This is a genomic window from Rhodoferax sp. OV413 (genome assembly GCF_900104385.1).
In the GTDB taxonomy this organism is placed as follows: Bacteria; Pseudomonadota; Gammaproteobacteria; order Burkholderiales; family Burkholderiaceae_C; genus Rhodoferax_B.
In genome coordinates this window covers 702,028-717,371 of the sequence record NZ_FNJA01000002.1, presented here as the reverse complement: position 1 = coordinate 717,371, position 15,344 = coordinate 702,028, and the positions used below count along the sequence as shown (strand labels likewise).

Annotated in this window: 13 protein-coding genes; 4 read left to right on the top strand and 9 right to left on the bottom strand. The window is 67.1% G+C overall.

Annotated elements, in window-relative coordinates; genetic code table 11:
* The 4 genes from BLT66_RS10830 (at position 1) to BLT66_RS10815 (ending at position 3,585) form a co-directional block, all read left to right on the top strand.
* Entirely contained in the window at positions 1–699 is a 699-nt protein-coding gene (locus BLT66_RS10830; protein ID WP_092757676.1) for a 2OG-Fe(II) oxygenase, read from the top strand.
* On the top strand, positions 686–1,345 hold the full coding sequence (gene alkB / locus BLT66_RS10825; protein ID WP_092757675.1) for a DNA oxidative demethylase AlkB: 660 nt from the start codon (positions 686–688) through the stop codon (positions 1,343–1,345). Before BLT66_RS10830 ends, alkB begins: the two co-directional genes overlap by 14 nt.
* Positions 1,346–1,428: 83 nt before the next feature.
* Positions 1,429–2,484: a bifunctional DNA-binding transcriptional regulator/O6-methylguanine-DNA methyltransferase Ada gene (gene ada / locus BLT66_RS10820; RefSeq protein ID WP_092757674.1), complete on the top strand. Its 1,056-nt coding sequence runs from the start codon at positions 1,429–1,431 to the stop codon at positions 2,482–2,484.
* Between the two features lie 165 nt (positions 2,485–2,649).
* The gene (locus BLT66_RS10815; protein ID WP_092757884.1) at positions 2,650–3,585 is read left to right on the top strand and encodes an XdhC family protein; all 936 of its coding nucleotides are present in this window, start codon (positions 2,650–2,652) and stop codon (positions 3,583–3,585) included.
* 74 nt (positions 3,586–3,659) lie between these two features.
* On the opposite strand, the gene BLT66_RS10810 is transcribed toward BLT66_RS10815, so the two are convergent.
* The 9 genes from BLT66_RS10810 to BLT66_RS10770 form a co-directional block, all read right to left on the bottom strand.
* Positions 3,660–5,135 carry a putative bifunctional diguanylate cyclase/phosphodiesterase gene (locus tag BLT66_RS10810; protein ID WP_092757673.1) on the bottom strand — a complete coding sequence of 492 codons (1,476 nt, stop codon included), beginning with the start codon at positions 5,133–5,135 and terminating at the stop codon, positions 3,660–3,662.
* A 155-nt stretch (positions 5,136–5,290) separates the two neighbouring features.
* A complete protein-coding gene (locus BLT66_RS10805; RefSeq protein ID WP_092757672.1) occupies positions 5,291–8,821 on the bottom strand; it encodes a molybdopterin cofactor-binding domain-containing protein in 3,531 nt (1,176 codons plus the stop codon).
* Positions 8,818–9,282 carry a (2Fe-2S)-binding protein gene (locus BLT66_RS10800; protein ID WP_092757671.1) on the bottom strand — a complete coding sequence of 155 codons (465 nt, stop codon included), beginning with the start codon at positions 9,280–9,282 and terminating at the stop codon, positions 8,818–8,820. Before BLT66_RS10800 ends, BLT66_RS10805 begins: the two co-directional genes overlap by 4 nt.
* Positions 9,283–9,286: 4 nt before the next feature.
* Positions 9,287–10,015, bottom strand: coding sequence for a bifunctional nicotinamidase/pyrazinamidase (gene pncA, locus BLT66_RS10795; protein WP_092757670.1), 729 nt, complete (start codon positions 10,013–10,015; stop codon positions 9,287–9,289).
* A 25-nt stretch (positions 10,016–10,040) separates the two neighbouring features.
* Positions 10,041–10,778 (bottom strand): ABC transporter ATP-binding protein, encoded by a 738-nt coding sequence (locus BLT66_RS10790; RefSeq protein WP_092757669.1) that lies wholly within the window; start codon positions 10,776–10,778, stop codon positions 10,041–10,043.
* Positions 10,778–11,560 (bottom strand): ABC transporter ATP-binding protein, encoded by a 783-nt coding sequence (locus BLT66_RS10785; protein ID WP_092757883.1) that lies wholly within the window; start codon positions 11,558–11,560, stop codon positions 10,778–10,780. The genes BLT66_RS10790 and BLT66_RS10785 overlap by 1 nt, the downstream gene beginning before the upstream one ends.
* Positions 11,561–11,565: 5 nt before the next feature.
* A complete protein-coding gene (locus BLT66_RS10780) occupies positions 11,566–13,464 on the bottom strand; it encodes an ABC transporter permease (protein ID WP_092757668.1) in 1,899 nt (632 codons plus the stop codon).
* Between the two features lie 46 nt (positions 13,465–13,510).
* Positions 13,511–14,716 (bottom strand): ABC transporter substrate-binding protein, encoded by a 1,206-nt coding sequence (locus BLT66_RS10775; protein WP_092757667.1) that lies wholly within the window; start codon positions 14,714–14,716, stop codon positions 13,511–13,513.
* 32 nt (positions 14,717–14,748) lie between these two features.
* A complete protein-coding gene (locus BLT66_RS10770; RefSeq protein WP_092757666.1) occupies positions 14,749–15,333 on the bottom strand; it encodes an amino acid synthesis family protein in 585 nt (194 codons plus the stop codon).
* Positions 15,334–15,344 lie beyond the last annotated feature (11 nt).

The following is a 15,344-nucleotide window of genomic DNA, read 5'->3' as shown; positions in this document are numbered from 1 at the left end:
ATGCAATCCCCCCACAGCCTGGACTGGCCGGCTATTTCGCAAAGCCTGGACGACAGCGGCTGCGCCCACATCCCCCAACTGCTCAGCCCCGCCGAATGCGCGGCGCTGGCCGGGCTGTATCCACACACTGCGCTGTTCCGCAGCCGGGTGGTGATGGAGCGCTACAGCTTTGGCCGCGGCGAATACCAGTACTTCAACTACCCGCTGCCGGATCCGATTGCCAGCCTGCGCAACGGCATCTATCCGCACCTGGTGCCCATCGCCAACCGCTGGAACGAGGCCATGGGCATCGCGGTGCGCTATCCGGCAGAACACGGTGACTTCCTGCAGCGCTGCCATGCGGCCGGCCAGCTGCGGCCCACGCCGCTGCTGCTGCAGTACGGCCCCGGCGACTACAACTGCCTGCACCAGGACCTGTACGGCGAGCATGTGTTTCCGCTGCAGCTGGCGGTGCTGTTGTCCGAGCCTGGGCGCGATTTCAGCGGCGGCGAATTCGTGCTGACCGAGCAGCGCCCGCGCATGCAATCGCGCCCCGAGGTCGTGCCGCTGCGGCAAGGCGACGCCGTACTGTTCGCCGTGCACCACCGGCCGGTGCAGGGCACGCGCGGCAGCTACCGGGTACAGCTGCGCCACGGGGTGAGCCGCGTGCGTACCGGGCAACGGCATACGCTGGGTGTGATCTTCCATGACGCGCAGTGACGCAGCTGCTGCCGACCTGTTCGGCAGCGTACCGGCCGAGCTGCCACTGGCACCGCAGGCCCTGCTGCTGCAAGGCTTTGCCCTGCCTTACGTGCCCGAACTGCTGACTGCGCTGCAAACCATCCAGCAAGCCGCACCGTTCCGCCACATGCGCACGCCGGGCGGGCTGGAGATGTCGGTGGCGCTGACGAACTGCGGCGCGCTCGGCTGGACCAGCGACAGCCGCGGCTACCGCTACGCCGCGCACGACCCCGACAGCGGCCAACCCTGGCCGCCGCTGCCCCAGGTACTGCTGCAACTGGCACACGCAGCCGCAGAGCGCGCCGGCTTTGCCGGTTTTGTGCCCGACGCCTGCCTGGTGAACCGCTACCAACCCGGCGCCCGGCTGTCGTTGCACCAGGACAAGGACGAGCGCGACTACAGCGCGCCCATCGTCTCGGTATCGCTGGGCATTCCGGCCACCTTTCTGCTCGGCGGATTCAGCCGCAGCGACAAAACCTTGCGCGTGCCGCTGGTGCACGGCGACGTCGTCGTATGGGGCGGTGCCGACCGGCTGCGCTACCACGGCGTACTGGCCGTGCCGCAGGCCGAGCACCCGCTGCTGGGCGCGCAGCGCATCAACCTCACATTACGCAAAGCCGGATAAAAAATTCAATCGCAAGACCCGGAGTGCGGCCACACGCAGGCTTGCCTACAGTGGCAACACACCGAAGATTTTGGAGCCGTGCCATGAAAAATTCCGCTACCCACAACGACCCACGCTGGGCCGCAGTCCAGGCCCGCGACCCGGCCGCCGACGCGCAGTTTGTCTACGCCGTCAAGACCACCGGCGTCTACGCCCGGCCCAGCAGCGCAGCGCGCCTGCCGCAGCCGCAGAACGTGGAGTTCTTCGACACACCGGCCGCGGCCGAAGCCGCCGGCTACCGCCCGAGCCGACGGGCCGTGGCCGACCAAACGGCGCTGTCTACCCAGCACGCCGCGCTGGTGGCGGCCGCCTGCCGGCAGATCGAGGCCAGCGACAGCCTGCCTGGTTTGCAAGAATTGGCGGAACAGGCCGGACTCAGCCCGTTCCACTTCCACCGCGTCTTCAAGTCGGTTACCGGGCTTACCCCCAAGGGCTATGCCGACGCGCAGCGGGCCCGCAAGCTGCGCGCCCAGCTGGGCAGCAGCAGCACGGTGACCGAGGCGATCTACAGCGCCGGCTTCAACAGCAGCAGCCGCTTCTACGAAGCCGCTGACCAGCGCCTGGGCATGACGGCCAGCGACTACCGCGCGGGCGGTAGCGGCACCGCGATCCAGTTCGCCATCGGCGCATCGTCGCTGGGCGCGATCCTGGTGGCCGAGAGCCCGCGCGGCGTCTGCGCCATCCTGCTGGGCGACGACCCGGACGCCCTGGCGCGCGAGCTGCAGGACATGTTTCCGCAGGCCCAGCTGGTTGGCGACGACGCGGCTTTTGCCCAGCGCGTGGCCCAGGTGGTGGGGTTGATCGAAGCGCCCGGCCTGGGCCTGCAGTTGCCGCTGGATGTGCGCGGCACGGCGTTCCAGGAAAGGGTGTGGCAGGCGCTGCGCAACATCCCGGCCGGCAGCACCGCCAGCTATGCCGAAATTGCGGCCCGCATCGGCGCGCCGAATTCCTTCCGCGCCGTGGCCCAGGCTTGCGGTGCGAACCGGCTGGCCGTGGCCATCCCCTGCCATCGGGTGGTGCGCAGCGACGGCGGCCTGTCGGGCTACCGCTGGGGCGTAGAGCGCAAACGCAGCCTGCTGGAACGCGAAACCGCGGTTTGAAATAAGCCACAGGCCAGATACTGCCAACCCCGCTTCAGCCAGAACGCACTACCCCAAAAATACCGTGGAACCGGCTTTGCCGGGCCACTGGTATTGCCCCCTGCAAGGGGGTTGGCGAAGCGCAGCGTAGCCTGGGGGTGTTACACCAACCGCTACGATGCGCGGATGGAAAGTCTCGATCTCCGCGTATTGGCCGATGCCCTGGCCTGGTTGCAAGCCGGCCACAGCGCCACCTTGTTCACCGTGGTGGAGACCTGGGGCAGCGCGCCACGCCCGCCCGGCGCGCTGCTGGCATTGCGCGGCGACGGCCTGGTCAGCGGCTCGGTGTCGGGCGGCTGTATCGAGGACGACCTGCACACCCGCGCCCGGCCAGCAGGGGGCTTACCGAAGCTGCTGAGCTACGGCGTGACGCAAGACGAAGCCGCGCGCTTCGGCCTGCCCTGCGGCGGCAGCCTGCGGCTGGTGCAAGAGCCGCTGCACGACGGCACCTGGATCGCCGCGCTGCTGCAGCGCACCGCCGCCCACCAGCTGGTGGCCCGCAGCCTGGACCTGGCCAGCGGCGCGGTACAGCTGCACCATGCCACGCGCGACCAGGCCATGGCCTTCGACGGCCAGACGCTGACCACCTTGTTCGGCCCGCGCTGGCGCCTGCTGCTGATCGGTGCCGGCCAGTTGTCGCAGGCGGTGGCCGCCATGGCGGCTGCGCTGGACTTTGAAGTGCTGGTCTGCGACCCACGCGAGGAATACGCCCAGCCATTTGCCTCCGCTGTAAGGCGCGTCGACGGCATGCCAGACGACGCGGTGCGCGCGCTGCAGCCCGACACCCACACCGCCATCGTCGCCCTGACCCACGACCCCAAGCTCGACGACATGGCGCTGATGGAGGCGCTGACATCCGATGCGTTCTACGTCGGCGCCCTGGGTTCGCAACGCAACCAGGCCACGCGCAGGCAGCGCCTGGCCGCCCACTTCAACCTGAGTGCCGCCCAGCTGGAGCGCCTGCACGGCCCGGTGGGTCTGCGCATAGGCGCGCGCACGCCGGCGGAGATTGCGGTGTCCATCCTGGCCGAGATCATCCAGGTGAAGAACGCTGCCACATAAATTTAAAGAAAATAGGGCTCTAGCGCAGGTTCTACCTGCGCGAGCAGCTATCAAAAGCGCAGCACCAGTACGGACTAGGATTCGAAGTACAGCGACGGCCGGAACAGGGCCTCGGCATTGTTGTGGTCGCGCACGGCCCACACGCCCAGCTCCCGGGCCCGCATCGGCTTGGCGAACAGATAGCCCTGCAGCTCGTCGCAGCCCATCTGCACCAGCAGGTCGCGCTGCGTGCGGGTCTCCACCCCCTCGGCCACCACCCGCATCTCCAGCGCATGTGCCATGCGGACGACTGTATTGGCGATGAACTGGGCGTGCTCGCTGGTTTCCAGGTCGATGATGAAGGCCCGGTCGATCTTCAGCTCGGCAGCCGGCAGCTTGCGCAAGGTGGCCAGGCTGGAGTGGCCGGTGCCGAAGTCGTCAATCGACACATGCACGCCCATGGCCCGCAGCTTCTCAAACGTCTGCATGGTGGCGGCGGTGTTTTCCAGCGCCACCGACTCGGTGATCTCGCAGGTGAAGCGGTTGGCCGGCGTGCCGGTCTGCACCAGTACGGTTTCCAGGTGCTCGGCAAAATCCTCGCGCCGCATCTGCTGGCCCGAGATGTTGACGGCGATGCGCATGCTCAAGCCTTCCTGGCGCCACACCATCGCCTGCTGGCAGGCCTGTTCGATCACCCAGCGGCCGATGGACTGCATCATGCCGTAGCGCTCGGCCAGCGGGATGAACTTGTCCGGCCCGACCAGGCCGCGCTTGGGGTGGCGCCAGCGTATCAAGGCCTCGGCCGATGTGACCTGCAGGCTGCGCGCGTCGATCTTCGGCTGGTAGTAGAGCTGGAACTCCTGCCGCTCCAGCGCGCCGCGCAGGTCGTGCATCAGCGAAGCGCTGTCGCGCCGCGCCTGGGCCAGCTGTGGATCGTATTCGGCAAAGCCGTCGCCGCCGGCCAGCTTCACCGAGCGCATCGCCATCGCCGCCCGCTCCACCAGGTTGCGCCGCTCGGCCTGCAGCGGATACACCGCCAGGCCGACCGAGCTGGTCAGGGTCAGCGATTGCGACTTGGCCTTGGACTGCACCAGGATAGGCGCCACAAACGCTGCCGCCACCGTGGCCGCGGCCTGCCGGCCCGCATCCAGCCCACCGCGCACGATGAGCGCGAACTCGTTGCCCACCATGCGCGCCGCAGCGGTGTCCGGCCCCAGCCCGGTCTTGATGCGGTTGGCCAGCTCTTGCAGCACCTGGTCGCCGGCCTTCTTGCCATAGGCCTCGTTGGTCGCGCGAAAATGGTCTACATCGACATACAGCACGCAGACCCGGTGGCCGTCGAAATCGCCGCGCAGCACGGCGTCGTCCAGCTCGCGCTCAAACTGGCGCGGGGTCAGCAAACCGGTCAAGCCATCGCGTGCATAGGCCTGCGCCAGCTCGCCCGACACCTGGGCCAGCAAGGCCGCCGTGCGCCGCCAGCGCCAGAACAGATAAGCCACCAGCGCCGCGCCACCCACCGCCAGGCACAGCAGCAGCCAGGGCGCCAACGGGCTGGAGCGGATGAATTCCATGGTCAGGTACCGATAGGGTGCGGGTTGGATGGGCTAGAAAAACGGCGTCATGCCAGCAACAAACTGCGGCCAGGCCACGTATGGTGCCCGGTTTTTGCGGGAACCGCGCAGGTGTACTGTAAACCGGTGGTTTTAGAGCCGCTGGGCAGAACCGATTACGGCCCCCGCACCCGCGCCACTGCTTCCGGCAAATCCTCCCATGCCGGCTTGCCTGGCGCAAAGCGCTGTCGCATATAGCCGGCCAGCTCGGCCACCTGGGCATCGGACAGGCTGTGGCGGAAAGCGGGCATGAAGCCGACCTCGAGTCCCGCCGGCTCTTGCACACCATTGAGGATGGTCTGCAGCAGGTTGTCGGGCCGGTCGCTGTGCAGATTGCTGTTCAGCGCCAGCGGCACATTGACGCCGAGCAAGCGCGGACCGTCGCCGTCGTGGTGGCAGGCGGCACAGGCGCCGTTGAACAGGCGCTGCGCCGCACCAGGCAACGGGGCTACCAGGGCGGCTTGCTGGACGACGGCCTGGGAATTGGTTTTGGGCACGGTATCGGCCTGAAAGCTGACAAGGTAGCTCGCCATGGCGCGGATGTCGGCGTCGGGCAGGGCTGTCAGCTCGCGCACCACCGGGGCCATGGGGCCGGTGGCAGCGCCGTGCTCGGGGGCGTGGCCGTGGCGCAGGTAGCTGTACAGCGCGTCGGCGCTCCAGGGCACGGGGGCTTTGGACAAGGCGGTCAGCGCCGGGGCTTCCCAGCCGTCGACCAGGGCGCCGGCCAGGAAGCTGCTGCCGCCCTGCTCGGCACCGAGCGCGTTGCGCGGCGTGTGGCAGGCGCCGCAGTGGCCCAGGCCGTTGACCAGGTAGGCGCCGCGGTTCCATTCGGCCGATTGCTGGGGCTGTGGCTGGTAGGGCGTGGCGTCGTGGAACAGCGCGTTCCAGCCAGCCATCAGCGGGCGCAGGTTGAACGGGAAGCGCATCTGCGCGGGCGGCGTGGCAGCCTGGACCGCCGGCTGGGCCATCAGGTAGGCGTAGAGCGCGGTCAGGTCGGCGTCGCTGGTCTTGGCGAAGGCTGTGAACGGGAAGGCCGGGTACAGCTGGCGGCCGTCGCGGCTGATGCCTTCGCGCATCGCGCGCTGGAAGGCCGGGTACGACCACTGGCCGATGCCGGTCTCCAGATCCGGCGTGAGGTTGGTGCTGTAGACCGTGCCGAACGGCGTGTGCATGGCCAGGCCACCGGCGTTGGGCGCGCCACCGGGTGTGGTGTGGCAGCCCACGCAATTGCCCACGGCGGCCAGCTGGCGGCCGCGCTCTATGGTCGCGGCGGTATAGGCGGATGGGCCGGCCTGCACGCTGGGCGCGATAGAGGCGCGCCCGCCAAACAGCGCCGCGCCCAGGCCGAGCACACCGGCCAGCAGCGCGCCCGCGCTAGCCCATAGCGTGCGACGGGCCGGCCAGGGCAGGCGTCCCAGCTGCGCGGCATTCACTCCTGAATTGATAGCTGCTTGCGCAGGTAGTACCTCCGCTGGAGGCACATTTAGTGCTGAACGCACGACTTCGGGGCTGAACGGCGGCTCGCGGAAGCGCACGCCGGTGGCGTCGAAGATCGCGTTCGCAATCGCCGCCGTTCCGGGCACCGAAGATGATTCGCCCGCACCCAGTGCCGGCTCGCCGGGGCGCGGCATGTGCATGACCTCGATGACCGGCACTTCACGGAAATTCAGGATCGGGTAGCTGCCCCATTCCTGGCTAGCCACGGTATTGGTGCCGGGAGTGAACTGCACTTTCTCCTTCAGCGCGCGGCTGGTGGTTTGCAGCACATTGCCGTGGATCTGCTGCTCGACGCCGGCAGGGTTCACCAGCAGGCCGGCGTCGTGCCCGACCACCACACGGCGCACATGTACCTCGCCGGTGGCGCGGTTCACGTCCACATCGGCCACCCAGGCAGCCCAGGCCGAGCCATAGCCAGGCCATTTGCTGTGGTTGTAGCGGGCGTAGGCGAAGCCCTGGCCGGTGACCCAGTCGCCATTCGCTGCTTGCTGCTGCGGCTGGGTGTGCGGTTTCCAGCCGGCCTTGTCGGCGGTGGCGCGCACCAGCTCGACGGCCCGCGGGTCGTGCAGGTAGCGCAGCCGGTAGTCCACCGGGTCCACGCCGGCGGCCGTGGCCAGCTCGTCGATATAGGACTCGTGGGCGAAGGAGTTCGGCAAGGCCGACACGCCGCGCAGCCAGGACGCACGCACGATGGGCGGCATGTCGTGCACGCTGACGCGCAGGTTGTCATAGCTGTAGGGCGGGCGGGCCGTGCGGTCGCCCATCTCAAAGGCCTGGGCCGCCGGCTCTATGCTGCGGGTCAGCAGCAGGGCCAGGGTGGGTGCGCCGTTCGATGGATACGAGGTCTGGAAATCATAGGCGGCCGGCGAGCCATCGGCATTCAGCCCGCCCTGCACTTCCATCAGTTGGGCCGCGCCTTTGGGCTCCCACAAATGCTCTTGCTCGCGCGTCAGCTGCACCCGCACCGGGGCGCCGACTGCGCGTGACAGCAGGGCCGCATCGGCCGCCACGTCGTCAGCGCCGTTACGGCCATAGCAGCCGGCGGCCTCCATGCGGATGACGTTGATGGCCACGTCGGGCAGGCCCACCAGGCGCGACAAGTCGAAACGCAGCACGTGCGGGTTCTGCGTGCCGGCCCAGACTGTGAGCTGCTCGGTTTGCCAATCGGCCACCGCGCACGACGGCCCGATCGACGCATGCATTTGGTAGGGCCAGACATAGGTGCGCGGCATGGACTCAGCAGCTGCCGCCAACGCCGCATCCACATCGCCCTCGTCCACCAGCTTGCGGGTCGTGCGCGGGTTGTTGCGGATGGCCTGCTGCACGTCGCACATATCCGGCATGCCGGGCCAGGGCTTCCACAGCACGCGCAACTCGCGCAGGGCCTGCTCGGCCTGTTCTTCGCGCTCGGCGACGATGCCGACGAAGTCGCGCAGCACTACCACCGCGCGGATGCCGGGGATGTGGGCGATGCTGGATTCGTCCACAGCCTGCAGCGTGTTGCCGATGAAGTCGCCATGGTCGGCCCCCGCATACGGCGGGCGCACCACGCGGCCGTGCAGCATGCCGGGCACGCGCATGTCGTGCACAAACACCAGTTCGCCGGTGAGCTTGTCGAGCAGCTCGACGCGCGGGATCGACTGGCCGACGGTGCGGTAGTCCTTGGGGTCTTTGACTGGAGCTTGCAGGTCCAGCAGCAACTGCACATGCTGGCCGGCCAAGGCTTCCGCAATATTGCCGCCACGTTGTGCCAACCAGGCCTTGGCCTGGGCGGCCGCGCGGCGCAGCGGCTCGGCGTGGATTTGCAGCGAGGCGCTGGCGATGGTCGCACCCTGGTTGGGCGCGCGCGCGGTGTCGCCCAGCACCATGTGGATGCGCTCCATCGGCAGGTCCAGCTCTTCGGCCACCACCTGGGTCAGCGCAGTGCGCAGGCCGGTGCCCAGGTCCACATGGCCATTGAGCGCGGTGACGCTGCCGTCGTCCCAGACGGCCAACAGAATCTCCACCCCTTCGGCCGGGTTGGCGGCCACGGCGGCCGGCTGGCCGGGCACGGGCGGCGGCGGGGCTGGCGGTTGGCGTACCACCAGCAGCACGCCGCTGGCCGCGTGGAAGTCGGCGCGGGTCAGCGCATCCTGGGCCCGGAAGCTCATGCGGATTCCGCCAGTAAGACTGCGGCACGTTGCACGGCCCGCAGTATCTCCACATGCGTGCCGCAACGGCACAGGTTGTGCGACAGCTGGGCGCGAATCTCGGCCTCGGTGGGCTGCGGATTCTGCTGCAACAGCGACACGGCCATCATCACCATGCCGTTCAGGCAGTAGCCGCACTGGGCGGCCTGGGTGTCCAGAAAAGCCTGCTGCACCGGGTGCAAGGCGGCAGCCGTGCGCAAGCCTTCCAAAGTGGTGATGTCACGCCCGGCCACGCCCTGTGCGGGGATCACGCAGGCGCGTGCCGCCATGCCGTCGACCAGCACCGTGCAGGCCCCGCATTCGCCCAGGCCGCAGCCGTACTTGGGGCTGTTCAGGCCCAGGTCGTTGCGCAGCAGGTGCAGCAGGGTGGCGCCGCCGGCGGGCAGCGCATGGGGGTGGCCGTTGACGTGCAGCGTGGGCACGGATTCAGGTGGCGATGTCGGTCGACTGGATGCGCTTCACGCCCTTGGCGGCCATGGCTTTCCAGGCGGCAGCCAGGGAGCCATTCAGGTCGATGGCGCGTGTCGCGTCTTCGACCACATAGACCTCGAAGCCCAGCTTGCGCGCGTCCATAGCCGTCCAGGCGACACAGAAGTCGGTGGCCAGGCCGGTGACGAACACCGTCTTGATACCGCGCGCCTTCAGGTAGCCGGCCAGGCCGGTGGCGGTCTTGTGGTCGGCTTCTTCGAAGGCCGAGTAGCTGTCCATCTCCTTATGGAAGCCCTTGCGGATGATGAGCTGGGCGGTAGGCAGCTTCAGGTCTTTGCTGACGTTCGCATCGTCCGTGCCCTGCACGCAGTGGTCGGGCCACAGCACCTGGGTGCCGTAATTCAGCTTGGTGGTCTCGAATGGCTTCTTGCCCGCATAGCTGCTGGCAAAAGACGCGTGGCCGGCCGTGTGCCAGTCCTGCGTGACGACGATATTCTCAAACGCCGGTGCCAGCTGGTTGATGACCGGAACCACCTCGGTGCCGCCCTTCACGGCCAGAGTCCCGCCTTCGAGAAAGCAGTTCTGCACATCGACCACGATCAGGGCTGCATTACCAGGTTTAACGGGCTTGATCTTGCCGGCGGCGAATGCCGAGAGGCCGAGGCCGCCCAGCAAGCCGAGAGCGGCAGTGGACTTCAAAAGGGTTCTGCGGTGGCTGCTGAGCATGGTGGGACTCCAGAGGTTAGAAAAATCAGACGCTGAGATAGGCGCGGCGCACTTCGTCGTTCGCGGCGAGATCGCTCATCCGGCCTTGGTAACGTATCTGGCCTTTTTCGAGCACGTAGGCGCGGTCGGACACCAGCTCGGCGAAGTGCATGTTCTGCTCGGACAGCAGGATGCTCACGCCCTGGGCCTTGAGGGCCAGAATCATGTGGGCCATCTGCTCGACGATCACCGGCGCCACGCCTTCGGAGGGCTCGTCGAGCAGCACCAGATACGGGTTGCCCATGAGGGTGCGCGCGACAGTCAGCATCTGCTGCTCGCCGCCGCTCATCTGGCCGCCGGGGCGGTTGGGCATTTCGCCCAGATTCGGGAACAGCTGGAACAGGCGCTCGGGCGTCCACAGCGGGGCGTCCGTGCCGTCAGCCCAGCGGCGCGGTGGCTGCTGGCCGACGGACAGGTTCTCCAGCACCGACAGGTCGGTGAAGATGCGCCGGTCTTCGGGCACATAGCCCAGGCCCAGACGTGCCGCGTGGTGCGGCTCGCTGGTCGAAATGTCGTGCCCCATGAACTGTACACGGCCCTGGCGCTTGGCCAGCATGCCCATCACGGCCTTGAGGGTGGTGGATTTGCCCGCGCCGTTGCGGCCCATCAAGGCCACCACTTCGCCACGCTGCACGTTCAGGTCCACGCCGTACAGCACCTGGGCCGCGCCGTACCAGGCACACAGGCCTTGGGCGTCCAGCAAGGGTTGTGTTTGCTCTGCCATCAGGCCACCTTCTTCGCCGCCGGGGCGGGTTTCTCAAATGTTTTGCCTGTGCCGAAGTAGACCTCTTGCACCTTGGGGTGGTCGCGGATCTCCAGCGGCTTGCCCTCGGCGATCAGGCGGCCGCGTGCCAGCACGATCATGCGGTCGGCGTAGGCGAACACCACGTCCATGCTGTGCTCGGTGAACAGCACGGCCATGCCACGGTCGACCACCAGCTGCTTGGTCAAGGCCATGAGGTCGTTGCGCTCCTTGGGGGCCATGCCCGCGGTGGGCTCGTCCATCAGCAGCAGCTTGGGGCTGTTGGCCATGGCGATGGCTAGCTCGACACGCTTCACGTCGCCATAGGCCAGCACATTGCAGGGGCGCTCGGCTTGGGCCCGCATGCCGACCTGGTCGAGCAGATGCAGGGCTTCGTCGCGCTGAAAGTCCGCCGCCCGCCGCCACATCGAAAACAGCTTGCCGGCCTGCGACAGCAGCGCCATCTGCACGTTCTCCACCACGGTGAGCGAGGCAAAGGTTTCGGCGATCTGGAAGGTGCGGCCCACGCCCATGTGCCAGATGTCGCGCGGCTTGCGGCCTACCAGCTCCTGGCCATTGAGCTGGATCGAGCCACGGTCAGCCTTGAGCTGGCCGTTGACCATGTTGAAGGTGGTGGACTTGCCCGCGCCGTTGGGGCCTATCAGCGCCAGCAGCTCGCCGGCGGCCAGCTCGAAGGCGATGCCGTCGACCGCCTTGTTGCCACCAAAGGACTTGCCCAGGCCGGTGACTTTCAGCAAAGGAATATTGCTCATGGCTTGGCCTCCGGCGCACGGCGCAAGCGGGCAAACAGCTGCTGCGCATAGCCGGCAATGCCTTGCGGAAACAGCAGCACCAGCAGCAGGATGATGCCGCCCAGCATGGCGCGCCAGTAGTCGGTGTTGCGCGCCACGGTGTCGTGCAGCCAGGTGAATGTGACCGCGCCGACCACCGGCCCGGCCAGGGTTTGGATGCCACCCAGCAGCACCATTACCAGGCCATCGACCGAACGGCCCACGCTGAGGGTTTCGGGCGAGATGCTGCCCTTAGAGAAGGCATACAAAGCTCCCGCCAAACCCGCCGCCGCTCCGGCCAGCACAAAGGCAGCCCACTGCATGCGCTTGACGTCGATGCCGATGGCATCGGCTCGCAGATGGGAGTCGCGGCCGGCCCGCAAGGCATAGCCGAACGGCGAGAACAGCACGCGGCGCAGCCACAGCACGCCCGCTGCCACCAGCGCCAAGGTGAGGTAGTAATAGCTTTGCTTGTCGGACAGCCATTCCGACGGCCAGACGCCGGTGAGCCCATTGCTGCCGCCGGTGAGAGCATCCCATTGGTAGGTAATGGCCCAGGTGATCTGGGCGAAAGCCAGGGTCAGCATCGCCAGGTACACACCCGATAGGCGCACGGCAAACCAGCCATAGACCAAGGCGCCCAGCGCGGCCACCAGGGGCGCGACCACCAGCGCCAGTTCCATCGGCATACCGGTGCTGCGCACCAGCAGCGCGGCGCCATACGCACCCAGGCCGAAGTAAGCCGCATGGCCGAAGGAATGCATGCCCGCCGGCCCCATGATGAAGTGCAGGCTGGCGGCGAACAGCGCGGCCACCAGCAGGTCGATCATCAACACCGTGGTGTAAGGCGAGCCCGCGGTGAGCACGGGCAAGGCCAGCAGCACCAGTCCCAGCAGCGCAGCCGCGATGCCATAGGCTTTGCTGGCGCGGCGCAAGGGTTCTTCCTGCATGCCCACATAGCGGCTGGCGGGCTGGGGCCGGCCCATCAGACCCCAGGGCCGGGCCACCAGCACCACGGCCATGACCAGGAATTCAACCACCAAGGTCAGCTTGGAAAACGACAGGCTGTAACCCAGTATCTCGACCACGCCTAACCAGATGCAGACAGCCTTGATTTCAGAAATCAACAGCGCCGCCACATAGGCGCCGGGGATCGAGCCCATGCCGCCCACCACCACCACCACAAAGGCCGCGCCTATGGTGTTCAGGTCCATCTCCAGCGTCGCCGGTTCGCGCGGCAGCTGCAGGGCGCCGCCCAGGCCGGCCAGCGTCGCGCCCAGGGCGAACACCGCGGTAAACAGCCAGGCCTGGTTCACGCCCAGCGCGCTGACCATTTCGCGGTCCTGTGTAGCGGCGCGCACCAGCGTACCCCAGCGGGTGCGCGTCAGCAGCAGCCAGAGCAAGCCCAGCACGATGGGCCCGACAAAGATCAGGAAAACGTCATACGAAGGAAACTGCCGGCCCAGAATCTCCACTGCGCCCGACAAGCCGGGGGCGCGCGGGCCCAGCAACTCGTCCGGACCCCAGAGCCACAGCACGGCGTCCTTGATCACCAGCACCAGAGCAAACGTAGCCAGCAGCTGGAACAGCTCGGGCGCCTTGTAGATGCGGCGCAGCAAGAGCATCTCCATCAGGGCGCCCAGCACGCCCACCGCCACCGCCGCCAGCAGCACCGCCGGCCAGAAACCCAGGCGCGTGCCCAGCTGCTCGACCAGCGAATACGCCACATAGATGCCGACCATGAAGAACGAGCCGTGGGCAAAGTTCACGATGCGGGTCACACCAAAGATCAGCGACAGCCCGGCCGCCACCAGAAACAGCGACGACGCCCCGGCCAGCCCGTTAAGCAGCTGGACCACAAAGCCTGAAAAATTCATTCCGTATCCTCAAGAGCCGTGGGCGAAATCTGCTGTGTCGAAGGCCTTAGTCGGGAGCGCGCAGCTTGGCCACTTCGGCGTCTGTGGGCAGGTATTTGGCACCGTCGAGATAGGTGTAGTCCACCATCACGCCCTTGCCGCCATCGTTCTTGGTCTTGCCCACGAAGGCGCCCATGGTCGACTGGTGGTCCTGGGCGCGGTAGGTGATCTTGCCGAACGGGCTGTCCACCTGCAGGCCCTGGAAGGCGACGGCCAGCTTCTCGGACTCGCTGCTCTTGGCTTTCTTCATGCCGGCGGCCAGCGATTTGATGGCGGTGTAGCCAACCACCGAGCCCAGGCGCGGATAGTCCTTGTACTTGCCGTGGTAGGCCAGGAAGAAGGCCTTGTGCTCGGGCGTCTGGATGCCGTACCAGGGGTAGCCGGTGACGATCCAGCCATTGGGCGATTCATCTTTCAGCGGGTCCAGATACTCGGGCTCGCCGGTTAGCACGCTGACCACTTCGCGGTCCTTGAACAGGCCGCGGGTATTGCCTTCGCGCACAAACTTGGACAGGTCGGCGCCGAACAGCACATTGAAGATCGCATCGGGCTTGGCATCGGCCAGGGCCTGGGCCACGCTGCCGGCATCCACCTTGCCCAACGGCGTGGCCTGCTCGGCGACGAACTCCACATCGGGCTGCGCGGCCTTCAACAGCTGCTTGAACGCGGCTACCGCCGACTGGCCGTATTCGTAGTTGGGGTAGACCACGGCCCAGCGCTTCTTCTTCAGCTTCACGGCCTCGGGCACCAGCATGGCGGCCTGCATATAGGTGCCGGGGCGCAGGCGGTAGGTGTATTTGTTGCCGCTGCCCCAGATGATCTTGTCGGTCAGCGGCTCGCCGGCCAGGAAGAAGAACTTCTTCTGCTTGGCGAAGTCGGTCATGGCGAGTCCGGTATTGGACAAGAAGGTGCCGGTAAGCACGTCGACCTTTTCACGCGAAATCAGCTCTTCGGCCACGCGCACAGCGTCGCCGGGGTTGGCATTGTCGTCACGGGTGATCAGTTCGATCTTCTTGCCGTTGACGCCGCCACTGGCGTTGATCTCTTCGACGGCCAGCTCCATGCCCTTCTTGTAGGGCTCCAGAAAGGCCGGCTGGGCTTTGTAGCTATTGACCTCGCCGATCTTGATGACCCCCTGGGCATGGGCGGTGGAGAGCATGGCCAGCGTGGCGGCACAGCTGGCGGTGTAGAGCAGAGGACGCAAAAACTTCATGGCAAAACTCCTGGGGTCAAAAAGGAAAAATTTCAGCGCAGGCCGTCCTGGCCGACGATCTCGGAAACCTGTAGGCCACCGATGCGCGGCAGCGGGCGGCCACTGTCGGTGACGACCACGGCCACCACGATTTCATGGGCGCGGGGAGCATCGGACACCCGGGCTTCCATGGCGTCGAAATGGCTGCGCACGAAGGCCGCGTCCTTGTGGCCCAGGGGCACGTCAATCGCCGTGCCCAGACCACCGATCTTCTTGGCCGATGGCACCAGGGCCGCGCCCTTCTCCACAGCCTTGCGCAGCGGCGCGCCAAGCTTGGGGTGCAGGATGGCAGCCGCGTGCTCGAGTTCGCCGCCCTCGCCGACGATGGCGGCCTTGCCGTAACTTTGCGCCGCACCGGGCGCAATGCCCAGGGCTTGCACGCATTTTTCGCCCAGCAAGCCGCCGAGTTCTTCGCCGATGGCGATCAGCTCGTCGAGGCTCTCGGAATAGCGGCCCGCGTAAGGGTTGGCGATCACCGCCATGGCCAGCGCGCGGCGGGTGGGCGGCGTAACGGGCTGGCCCATTTCGAGCAGGACTTCATCGACCTGGACGATGATTTTGCGGATCTTGGCGGACATGGTGTGTTTCC

Coding starts and splice junctions, on each gene's coding strand:
- BLT66_RS10830 (WP_092757676.1), top strand. CDS start 1: ATGCAATCCCCCCACAGCCTGGACTGGCCGGCTATTTCGCAAAGCCTG.
- alkB (WP_092757675.1), top strand. CDS start 686: ATGACGCGCAGTGACGCAGCTGCTGCCGACCTGTTCGGCAGCGTACCG.
- ada (WP_092757674.1), top strand. CDS start 1,429: ATGAAAAATTCCGCTACCCACAACGACCCACGCTGGGCCGCAGTCCAG.
- BLT66_RS10815 (WP_092757884.1), top strand. CDS start 2,650: ATGGAAAGTCTCGATCTCCGCGTATTGGCCGATGCCCTGGCCTGGTTG.
- BLT66_RS10810 (WP_092757673.1), bottom strand. CDS start 5,135: ATGGAATTCATCCGCTCCAGCCCGTTGGCGCCCTGGCTGCTGCTGTGC.
- BLT66_RS10805 (WP_092757672.1), bottom strand. CDS start 8,821: ATGAGCTTCCGGGCCCAGGATGCGCTGACCCGCGCCGACTTCCACGCG.
- pncA (WP_092757670.1), bottom strand. CDS start 10,015: ATGCTCAGCAGCCACCGCAGAACCCTTTTGAAGTCCACTGCCGCTCTC.
- BLT66_RS10790 (WP_092757669.1), bottom strand. CDS start 10,778: ATGGCAGAGCAAACACAACCCTTGCTGGACGCCCAAGGCCTGTGTGCC.
- BLT66_RS10780 (WP_092757668.1), bottom strand. CDS start 13,464: ATGAATTTTTCAGGCTTTGTGGTCCAGCTGCTTAACGGGCTGGCCGGG.
- BLT66_RS10775 (WP_092757667.1), bottom strand. CDS start 14,716: ATGAAGTTTTTGCGTCCTCTGCTCTACACCGCCAGCTGTGCCGCCACG.
- BLT66_RS10770 (WP_092757666.1), bottom strand. CDS start 15,333: ATGTCCGCCAAGATCCGCAAAATCATCGTCCAGGTCGATGAAGTCCTG.